The organism is Streptococcus sp. 10F2 (assembly GCF_054331515.2).
This window is the reverse complement of sequence record NZ_JBTGGE020000007.1, coordinates 44,161-53,929: the sequence shown is the minus strand read 5'-3', so window position 1 is coordinate 53,929 and position 9,769 is coordinate 44,161. Positions and strand designations below refer to the sequence as shown.

The 9,769-nt window shown below is 42.9% G+C and carries 7 protein-coding genes; 3 read left to right on the top strand and 4 right to left on the bottom strand.

The window, feature by feature from the left end:
- Window positions 1-190: 190 nt before the first annotated feature.
- Window positions 191-787 carry a signal peptidase I gene (gene lepB, locus ACXM1Q_RS03000; protein ID WP_458516046.1) on the top strand — a complete coding sequence of 199 codons (597 nt, stop codon included), beginning with the start codon at window positions 191-193 and terminating at the stop codon, window positions 785-787.
- 88 nt (window positions 788-875) lie between these two features.
- Complete coding sequence (gene recD2, locus ACXM1Q_RS02995; RefSeq protein WP_458516040.1) at window positions 876-3,269, top strand: SF1B family DNA helicase RecD2; 2,394 nt, start codon at window positions 876-878, stop codon at window positions 3,267-3,269.
- Window positions 3,270-3,281: 12 nt separating this feature from the next.
- Here the strand turns inward: recD2 and dinB are convergent, their stop codons facing one another.
- Entirely contained in the window at window positions 3,282-4,409 is a 1,128-nt protein-coding gene (gene dinB / locus ACXM1Q_RS02990) for a DNA polymerase IV (protein ID WP_458516038.1), read from the bottom strand.
- A 266-nt stretch (window positions 4,410-4,675) separates the two neighbouring features.
- Between dinB and pflB the strand changes: the two genes are divergently transcribed.
- Window positions 4,676-6,994 carry a formate C-acetyltransferase gene (pflB, locus tag ACXM1Q_RS02985; RefSeq protein WP_458516036.1) on the top strand — a complete coding sequence of 773 codons (2,319 nt, stop codon included), beginning with the start codon at window positions 4,676-4,678 and terminating at the stop codon, window positions 6,992-6,994.
- 99 nt (window positions 6,995-7,093) lie between these two features.
- On the opposite strand, the gene ACXM1Q_RS02980 is transcribed toward pflB, so the two are convergent.
- From ACXM1Q_RS02980 to gla, 3 genes are all read right to left on the bottom strand, one after another.
- The gene (locus ACXM1Q_RS02980) at window positions 7,094-8,026 is read right to left on the bottom strand and encodes a serine hydrolase domain-containing protein (protein ID WP_458516034.1); all 933 of its coding nucleotides are present in this window, start codon (window positions 8,024-8,026) and stop codon (window positions 7,094-7,096) included.
- Complete coding sequence (locus ACXM1Q_RS02975; protein WP_458516032.1) at window positions 8,019-8,753, bottom strand: CppA N-terminal domain-containing protein; 735 nt, start codon at window positions 8,751-8,753, stop codon at window positions 8,019-8,021. Before ACXM1Q_RS02975 ends, ACXM1Q_RS02980 begins: the two co-directional genes overlap by 8 nt.
- Window positions 8,754-8,901: 148 nt before the next feature.
- On the bottom strand, window positions 8,902-9,747 hold the full coding sequence (gene gla / locus ACXM1Q_RS02970; protein ID WP_458516044.1) for an aquaglyceroporin Gla: 846 nt from the start codon (window positions 9,745-9,747) through the stop codon (window positions 8,902-8,904).
- Between the last annotated feature and the right edge of the window lie 22 nt (window positions 9,748-9,769).

Genomic DNA, 9,769 nt, shown 5'->3' with positions numbered 1-9,769 from the left:
ATAAGGCTTGTCATTTGCAAAATGGGTCTCATTTCCACCACTGAATACGGCTAAAATATGATACAATAGTTCCTATATGTTAAAGTAGCAAAAGATTGATCTGTCCAATAATCAGGAACAGATTCTTAAACGCGAAAGGAAGACCATGGCAAGTAGAGCAAGCAAGAATAAACAACAAAAATCAGGCCTTATGCGCCAAATTTTCGACACCCTCATCTTCATCATTCTCATCGGTGCTATCATCATTTCCCGCTTAATTTTTTGGCAAGCTGTCACCGTTGAAGGGCATTCCATGGATCCTACCTTAGCAGAAGGTCAATACTTGATTGTCTTCAATCAGAATCACATTGATCGCTTTGATATCGTCGTTGCATCCGAAACCGATGAAAATGGAAAAGAAAAGAAAATTGTCAAGCGGGTCATCGGGATGCCAGGAGATCAATTAGAATTCAAACAAGATACCCTCTTTATCAACGGAAAAGAAGTTGCTGAAGACTACCTAGCTGATTATCAAGCAGCTTTTCAAGCAGATAAACTACAGGATACCTATTCCTACAGCCAATATTTCCAAAATCTAGCCCAAGCGTCCCCAGCTTTTACAGCCAATCGTGAAGGTCAGGCAGATTTTACCGTAACAGTTCCGGAAGGGGAATACTACCTTTTGGGAGATGACCGAATTGTCTCAAAAGATAGCCGTGATGTAGGTGGTTTCAAGGCTGATCAAATTGTCGGAGAAGTCGTTCTCCGTTTCTGGCCTATCACTGACTTTAAAGTACTACATGAATAAGACACTAAGCTGAAAAAAAGAGGCTGAGACAATAAGTCTCAGTCTCTTTTTTCAAGGATATTTCGCTTTTACCCATGAAAGGGACTCTATGGAACACTACTTTTCTGGTCGAGTAGACCGTGTTATTTTTGAAAATCCAAATAATTTTTATAAAATTCTGTTGGTTGATTTAGATGAAACAGACTCAGATTATGTTGGCTCTGAGTTGATTGTCACCGGTACCTTTGCAACCATCGTTGAAGGCAGTGCTTATCGTTTTTACGGGCAATTAGTTCAACACCCTCGCTATGGAGAACAAGTGACTACCAGTCGCTATGAGCGGGAAAAGCCAAGTCCACAAGGACTGATCAAATTCTTTTCGGGACCTCAATTTAAGGGAATCGGAAAACAAACCGCTAAGCGTATTCTGGACATCTATCGCTCTGAGAACCCCATCGATGAGATCCTCAACAATCCTCAACGGCTGGAAGAAGTAAAGGGGTTATCTAAAACCAATCGGCTGGCTCTCGTTCAAACTCTGAAAATCAATTATGGTCTAGAGCAGGCCTTGGCCCGCTTAGCAGACTTGGGAATTCCTAATCGACTGGCTGTAGAAATTTATGATACCTATCAAGAAGCAACCCTAACTGTTATCCAAGAAAATCCCTACCAAATGGTTGAAGATATCCGGGGTATTGGCTTCGTCATGGCCGACCAAGTCGCTGAACGCTTAGGAATTGAAACCAACTCTCCCGAACGCTTTCGAGCAGGGATTATCCACAGCCTTTTCCAACACTGTATGGAATCTGGGGATACCTTCTTAGAGGCGGCTCCGCTACTGGAAAAAACCTTGGTGCTGCTGGAAGAAGCGCGGCAAGAACCGATTGATCCCCAGGTCATCGCCCAAGAGTTAACCCGCCTGTTAGAGGAGGATAAAATCCAAAATATAGGGACTAAGATTTTTGGCAATTCTCTCTTCTTCGCAGAAGAAGGTATTGCCAATCATCTCCTGAGACTCTTAGAGACTCAAGATCAAAAAGAAGCAGCAAAGAAAGACGAGCACGTTCAAGACTTGATTGAAGAAGTCGAAAACGAGTTAGGAATCCAGTACGACAGCATCCAAAAAACAGCCATTGTAAAAGCGATTCAGGAACCTATCTTTATTCTCAGCGGGGGTCCCGGAACCGGAAAAACAACTGTTTTGAACGGAATCATTTCCGTCTATGCCAAACTTCACAACATTAACCTAAATTCCAAAGATCTCCCTATCCTGCTAGCCGCCCCCACCGGTCGAGCTGCCCGTCGGATGAATGAATTAACTGGACTACCCGCAGCAACCATCCATCGCCATTTAGGGATGGTTGCTGATGATGAAGTCAGTCATCTGGAGGAGTACTTGGATACGGATTTTATCATTGTTGATGAATTCTCCATGGTCGACACCTGGTTGGCACACCAGCTCTTCCAAAATTTAGCCAATCATACTAAGATTCTATTGGTCGGCGATGCCGACCAACTCCCCTCCGTCAGTCCTGGACAGGTCTTAGCAGATTTGCAAACAGTTGAAGCTATTCCTAAAATTCACCTCGAAAAAATCTACCGTCAAGACCAAGATTCAACGATTGTCCATTTGGCCAATGACATCAAACACGGAAGACTACCAGAAGATTTTCCACAAAAAAAAGCAGACCGCTCTTACTTTGAAACTCAAGCCGAATATATCCCACAAATGATTGAGAAGATTGTCCAAGCGGCACTAAGAAGTGGTATTGAGGCCGCCGATATTCAAGTCTTAGCCCCTATGTATCGAGGAGTAGCTGGTATCGATGCCATTAATCAGCTCATGCAAAATCTCCTCAATCCCCTAAAAAAAGGACAACAAAGTTTTGAAGCTACTGACTCTCAATACCGATTGGGAGACAAGGTTATCCACTTAGTCAATGATGCAGAAGCTAATGTTTTTAATGGTGATATCGGAACCATCACAGAATTAATTCCAGCCCAGTATAGTGATAGTGAGCAAGATGAACTACGGATGGACTTTGACGGCAGTGAAATCAACTACCCGCGCAAAGAATGGTATAAAATCCGTCTGGCCTACGCCATGAGTATTCATAAATCACAAGGTAGTGAGTTTCCTGTGGTCCTCCTTCCGCTAACCCAAGCCAATCGTCGGATGTTGCAACGTAATCTGCTCTATACAGCCATCACACGTGCCAAAAGCAAACTCATTCTTTTAGGACAATCCACAGCCTATACTTATGCTGTGGAAAACGAAGGAACCCAACGCCAGACCTACCTTTCCCCAAGGTTTTCCACAGATTATCCACAAGTTGTCCACAGAACTGTGGATAACTCTGTGGATACAGTGGAAGAAGAACAGCCAATTTTGGAAAACCATCGTTTAACAGAGGAAAATTGGGAAAACATTGATCCTCTAATTGGCTTAACCGAGGCCGACCTAACTGAATTTTTTAAGATAGATCAAACCGCTACAAAGTAAAGACTCCCTATTTTACAAAGGAGCCTCGCTTGTAGCGGTTTCTTCTTTATCAATCCATAAATCTTCTTCCTGCTCTTTTCCCAAATTGGTCAAAGTTATCCCCAATAGACGGATAGCGGTCTGACTTTGCTCAATGGAATCATACAGTTCTAAGGCAGCAGCCAAAAGCTCCTCTTCCTTAGATAGAGGACGATCTAAAGTCATACGCCTGGTTAGGGTCTCAAAGTCCTCCCAGCGAATTTTTAAAACAACAGTTCTACCTTGGACATTCTCAGCCTCTAAAGTAGCCGCTAAACTTCTGGCCAAACTCTGTAACTCCTGGCGAACATCCGCCTCTTGTCGTAGAAACTTGCTGTAGGTTTTTTCCTTGCCATAGGACTTGCGGATTCTATTCGGTTTAACAGGGCTAGTATGAATCCCTCTAGCTCTCCGATAGAGATCATAACCAAAGCGTCCAAAGCGATCAATCAGAGTCATTTCAGAGAGCTCTAAAAGGTCCGCACCTGTCTCCACTCCCATATTTCGAAGTCGCTCGGCACTCTTTTTTCCCACTCCGTGAAATTTTTCAATTGCTAAAGGAGCCAAGAAATCAAGAGCCTCCCCTGGCTTAACTACCGTCAAGCCCCGTGGCTTTTGATAATCACTAGCCAGCTTGGCTAGAAATTTGTTATAGGAGACACCTGCCGAACAAGTCAGCCTCAACTCCCTCCAAATATCCTCTTGAATCAAGCGAGCTACCTTAACCGCTGAGGATGTCCCAATCTTATTGATTGTCACATCTAAATACGCCTCATCAATGCTCATAGGCTCAATCAAATCTGTATAACGATAAAAAATCTCTCTTACCTGCTGTCCAATCTTCCTATATTTAGCATAGTCTCCTTGGATAAAAATTGCTTGGGGACAAAGTTGATAAGCTTCCTTGGCACTCATAGCTGAGTGAATACCAAAACGTCTGGCTTCATAATTAGCGGTTGAAACAACTCCTCTTCCCCCCGTAATCCGTGGGTCCCGAGCAATGACCACAGGCTTTCCTCTTAGAGTGGGATTATCCCTCTCTTCAACAGCAGCGAAAAAAGCATCCATGTCTATATGGATAATTTTGCGGGACTGATCATCTAACAGTGGAAATATGAGCATAATCCTTAACCTCCTTTCGTAAGCTAAGACAGAACTAATACAGTTTTTCTTTTTAAACAAAACTGTATTACATCAGAAACCCCTTTCAAAGCACATTTCTAGTATTGAAAACGATTACTTTGTGTTATAATCTAATTGTAATTATAACAGTTCTCGAACTGCTTGAAAAATCGATCGATGTTCCCAATGACTTGTCAAAATCCTGTCAGCTAATCGATTGATTTTTCGATGTGTCGCAAGACTAGAAAGATGATGAGGTACCCTAGATGGTCGTAAAAACAACCGTTGACACTCAAGACATTTTTGAACAAGCCTGGGAAGGCTTTAAAGGAACAGACTGGAAAGAGAAAGTCAGTGTATCCCGCTTCGTACAAGCCAACTACACTCCTTATGATGGAGATGAAAGCTTCTTGGCAGGACCAACTGAACGCTCCCTCCACATTAAGAAAATCATTGAAGAAACAAAGGCTGGTTATGAAGCAACTCGTTTCCCAATGGATACTGATCGGGTAGCATCTATTGCAGATATTCCTGCAGGTTATATTGATAAAGACAATGAGTTGATTGTTGGTCTCCAAAACTCTGAATTATTCCGTCTTAGCTTTATGCCAAAAGGTGGAATTCGGATGGCTGAAACAACTCTTCGTGAAAATGGTTATGAGCCAGATCCACACCTACATGAAATCTTCACTAAATATGCGACTACTGTAAATGACGGTATTTTCCGTGCTTATACAACGAATATCCGTCGTGCACGTCATGCCCACACTGTTACAGGTCTTCCAGATGCCTACTCCCGTGGACGAATTATCGGGGTTTATGCACGTCTTGCCCTATACGGAGCAGACTTCCTTATGGCTGAAAAAGTGGATGACTGGAATGCTTTAACAGAGATTGATGAAGAAACTATCCGTCTTCGTGAAGAAGTCAATCTTCAATACCAAGCTCTCAAAGAGGTCGTTGCCCTTGGAGATCTCTATGGCGTTGATGTTCGTCGTCCTGCTATGGATACAAAAGAAGCTATCCAATGGACTAACATTGCCTTCATGGCAGCAGCTCGCGTCATTAATGGTGCAGCTACTTCCCTCGGACGTGTTCCAATCGTTTTAGATATTTATGCAGAACGTGACTTGGCACGCGGTACTTATACCGAATCCGAAATACAAGAATTTGTAGACGACTTTGTCCTCAAACTACGGACTGTGAAATTCGCTCGTACCAAAGCCTATGACCAACTGTACTCAGGTGACCCAACCTTCATCACTACATCAATGGCGGGTATGGGAGCAGATGGTCGCCACCGGGTAACCAAGATGGACTACCGTTTCTTGAACACTTTGGACAATATTGGAAACTCACCAGAGCCAAACTTGACTGTACTTTGGACCGATCAGTTACCATATAGCTTCCGTCGCTACTGTATGGACATGAGTCATAAACACTCCTCTATCCAGTACGAAGGGGTGACCACAATGGCTAAAGAAGGCTATGGCGAAATGAGCTGTATTTCTTGTTGTGTGTCTCCTTTGGATCCTGAAAACGAAAACCAAAGCCACAATATCCAATACTTTGGTGCGCGTGTTAACGTCCTCAAAGCCCTTCTCACAGGTCTCAATGGTGGTTTCGATGATGTTCATAAGGACTACAAAGTCTTCGACATTGAACCTATCCGTGATGAAATTCTTGATTTCGATAAAGTCAAAGCAAACTTTGAAGAATCTCTTGACTGGCTCACCGATACTTATGTGGATGCTCTCAATATTATCCACTATATGACAGATAAATACAACTATGAAGCAGCTCAAATGGCCTTCTTGCCAACTCATCAAGGGGCTAACATGGGATTTGGTATCTGTGGTTTCGCCAATACTGTTGACTCCCTTTCTGCTATCAAGTATGCAACTGTTAAACCAATCCGTGATGAAAATGGCTACATCTACGACTATGAAACAATCGGAGATTATCCACGTTACGGTGAAGACGATGACCGAGTTGATGCAATCGCTGAATGGCTTTTAGAAGCCTTCCATAGCCGCTTAGCTAGCCACAAACTCTACAAGAATGCTGAAGCAACTGTATCCTTGTTAACAATCACTTCAAACGTAGCCTACTCCAAACAAACAGGTCACTCACCTGTTCACCGTGGAGTCTACCTCAACGAAGATGGCACTGTCAACACAAGTGAACTTGAGTTCTTCTCACCAGGTGCCAATCCATCTCCAAAATCAAAAGGCGGCTGGCTACAAAACTTGAACTCCTTGTCAAAACTTGAATTTGCTCACGCCAATGACGGTATCTCTCTCACAACCCAAGTATCTCCACGAGCACTCGGTAAAACTCGTGATGAGCAAGTAGACAACTTGGTTACAATCCTTGATGCCTACTTTGAAAATGGCGGGCAACATGTCAACCTAAACGTAATGGACCTCTCCGATGTTTATGACAAGATTATGGCAGGTGAAGATGTCATCGTTCGTATCTCTGGTTACTGTGTAAATACAAAATACCTCACTCCAGAGCAAAAAACAGAATTAACCCAACGTGTCTTCCACGAAGTTCTTTCTATGGATGATGCCTTGAATTAAGCAAGTGCCACTCAATGAGGCTGGGATATATCCCAGCCTCATTTTTAGCTTCCTATTACCAAAGAAAAAAGCGGGCAAGGGCCACGCTTTCGATATTGCTTAGAAATGTCCCTGACGAATCAAATCCATTAGGGCATTCCGATCTTGAATCCATTGAGCTCGCTGATCCTGCCAATAGGTTCGATTCGATAAAAAAATGACAGCTTCCTGAGTTGCTCGGTTTAACAGTAGAAAAGTCCCTGTATAACCCGTATGATCAATCCAAGCTCCCTCTCGTCTCCAGGCCAAACTACGAGGATTGTCTGGATCAGAACCGTGAATCTGATCTAAGTACGGACTCTCTTCCCTCAACTGACTTTCAACATATACCTGTAAATCAGATAAGGTTGAAAACAAACCTGCACTCCCTGTATGAGGCCCTAAAACCCGAGCCTTGGGGTCATGTACCTGTCCCGAGTAATCCCCTTTAACAGTTGGGACAGCCCCTTGTCGGGGTCCCATACTAGTATTCTGCAACCCAAGAGGAGCACACACACGCTCCATTACGAGGGTCTCAAAATCTTTCCCTAAAAGAGCCTCTAAATAAAAGCCTAGTAAAATATAATTCACATCTGAATAGAGATAACGTGAGTCTGGTCGTAGCTGTAACTGGAGCATGGCCTGTCGGAGCTGCTCCCTATCCATAGAATCTCGATTGGGAATAAAAGGATCTAGGCCAGAAGTATGCGTCAGTAAATCAACAACTCGCAAATGCTTATGAGCAAATTCAGGAAGCTGTGATTGTATCCGATCTTCCAAGTGCAAGTGACCTTCTTTCAAAGATTGAAGCACCAAGGTACCAACTCCCAAAACCTTTGTCACACTTGCTAGATCATACACTAAATGCTCCTGACTCACAATCCCAGAGTCAGGATTTGCCAATCCCACATAAAACTCTTGCCACTGTTCCTCACGAAAGATGCCTATACTCGCTCCTGGATAAACTTGTTGAGAGAGATGCTCCTGGATTTTTGAGGCAAATTGCTTATTCATAGGCTTGAATCCATAATTCCAACTGATTGTACGGATCTTCCGTCAAGAAGAAATTCTCCCGTTTCGGAACAAATGTTTCCTGATCTGTAAAGATCTCCTTCAAACGGGGTAAATCCCAAGACTGCTGGAAGAGGCGTAGCTGATAGAGGTCCCAAGTTTCACCTGCAGCAGCCGTCAGATACTCACCTTGTTCCTCATGAAACACAAAGGTAACAGACCAATCTAATTGTTGATAAAAAGCCTGCGATTTCTTCTTGTCCATTCCGTTAATATGAATCTCTTCTAAGATAACCTGGTCTAATTTTTCAGGTCCAGGCTTAAAAACTTCGGGATAATCCGCTACTTCAACCTCTTGGAGATCAGTTACCCTTTGTTCAGCATGAATTAGAATTCGATCCCCTTCAGGTGAGGTCGCCAGATAAGCCCAACCTCTAGGACCTTTGTATAATTGATCAATCTGTAGTCCCCTCGCCAATCCTGCCTCAACCGCTCGTGGATCTTCTACTCGAAAGACTAATAAATCTAACTTTTTCTTTCCCTTTGGCTGTAAGGCACGATTTGAAGGGAGTTCTTCAATTTCTAAACACGTTACTTTCCGAGCATCCCCTAAGCTAGCCAAACCAGCATCCTCTAGTAACACCGTTAGGCCGATCTTCTCGACATAAAATTCAAAATTTAAGCGACGATTATTTGTCTTTAGTACAGGTACAAGCCTATCTTTATTCATGTTTTCCTCCACAATAACTCTTGTTATTTTAAAAGAATTTTTAAAAAAAGACAAGTAATTATACAAAAAGAGATCAAGGCAAACGGCCTCGACCTCTTTTCAACATGGAAATCAGCTCATTAACCCTCTCATCGGGTGTGGCTCTCCATTATAGATAAATCATTTTAAAGACAGCGACAGCAATAATGGATGCCACAATAGGTGCTACAACCGGCACCCAAGCATACCACCACTTAGAATCTTGCTTAGCTTCACCAAGAACACTTGTTGGTAACAAGAAGTGTAATAAACGTGGACCTAAATCACGAGCAGGATTCAAGGCTGGACCAGTAGGACCTCCAAGAGCTGCAACCAAGGCCATTACAAGGAAACCAATAGCAATGTGAGCTACTGCTAAACTTCCAGCTGTATAAGGGCTAGCAGCTGTTTCAGCCATTGTCTGATCAAATCCATTATCGATCAATTTACCAACCAATTCTGCTCCAAAGAAGTTCTTAGTAAGTCCCAAAGCCCCAAAGAAAAGAACGAAGGAACCAATGAACTCGTTAATAAAACCATTAATCATAGAAGCTTTTTGAGAGGCTTTAGTACCATCATCCAAAGCTGAAATTGTTGAGAAAGAACCTAAAACGGCATTTGGATTTGTAGTTTTCTTGAAGTATGGGTTATAGGCAATAACCACCAACAACTGACCAAACATTGCACCAAGAACTTGAGCCAAGATGTATGGTGCTACATGAGCCCATGGGAAAAGTCCACTAACTGCCAATCCTAGCGTGAAAGCAGGATTAATATGGTTCCCAGATACATTCCCAAACATCATAGCTGGCATCATTACAGCCAAACCATAACCTAAGGCAATCACAATCCAACCAGAATTATTTCCCTTAGTTCCCTTCAAATCCACATTGGCAACAGCACCATTTCCTAGCACAAGCAAAAACGCTGTCGCAATAAACTCGGTTAGGTATTTGATACCCCAAGATACATCCATTGTCATTAGTCTCCTTTTTTCA

Coding starts and splice junctions, on each gene's coding strand:
- lepB (WP_458516046.1), top strand. CDS start 191: ATGCGCCAAATTTTCGACACCCTCATCTTCATCATTCTCATCGGTGCT.
- recD2 (WP_458516040.1), top strand. CDS start 876: ATGGAACACTACTTTTCTGGTCGAGTAGACCGTGTTATTTTTGAAAAT.
- dinB (WP_458516038.1), bottom strand. CDS start 4,409: ATGCTCATATTTCCACTGTTAGATGATCAGTCCCGCAAAATTATCCAT.
- pflB (WP_458516036.1), top strand. CDS start 4,676: ATGGTCGTAAAAACAACCGTTGACACTCAAGACATTTTTGAACAAGCC.
- ACXM1Q_RS02980 (WP_458516034.1), bottom strand. CDS start 8,026: ATGAATAAGCAATTTGCCTCAAAAATCCAGGAGCATCTCTCTCAACAA.
- ACXM1Q_RS02975 (WP_458516032.1), bottom strand. CDS start 8,753: ATGAATAAAGATAGGCTTGTACCTGTACTAAAGACAAATAATCGTCGC.
- gla (WP_458516044.1), bottom strand. CDS start 9,747: ATGGATGTATCTTGGGGTATCAAATACCTAACCGAGTTTATTGCGACA.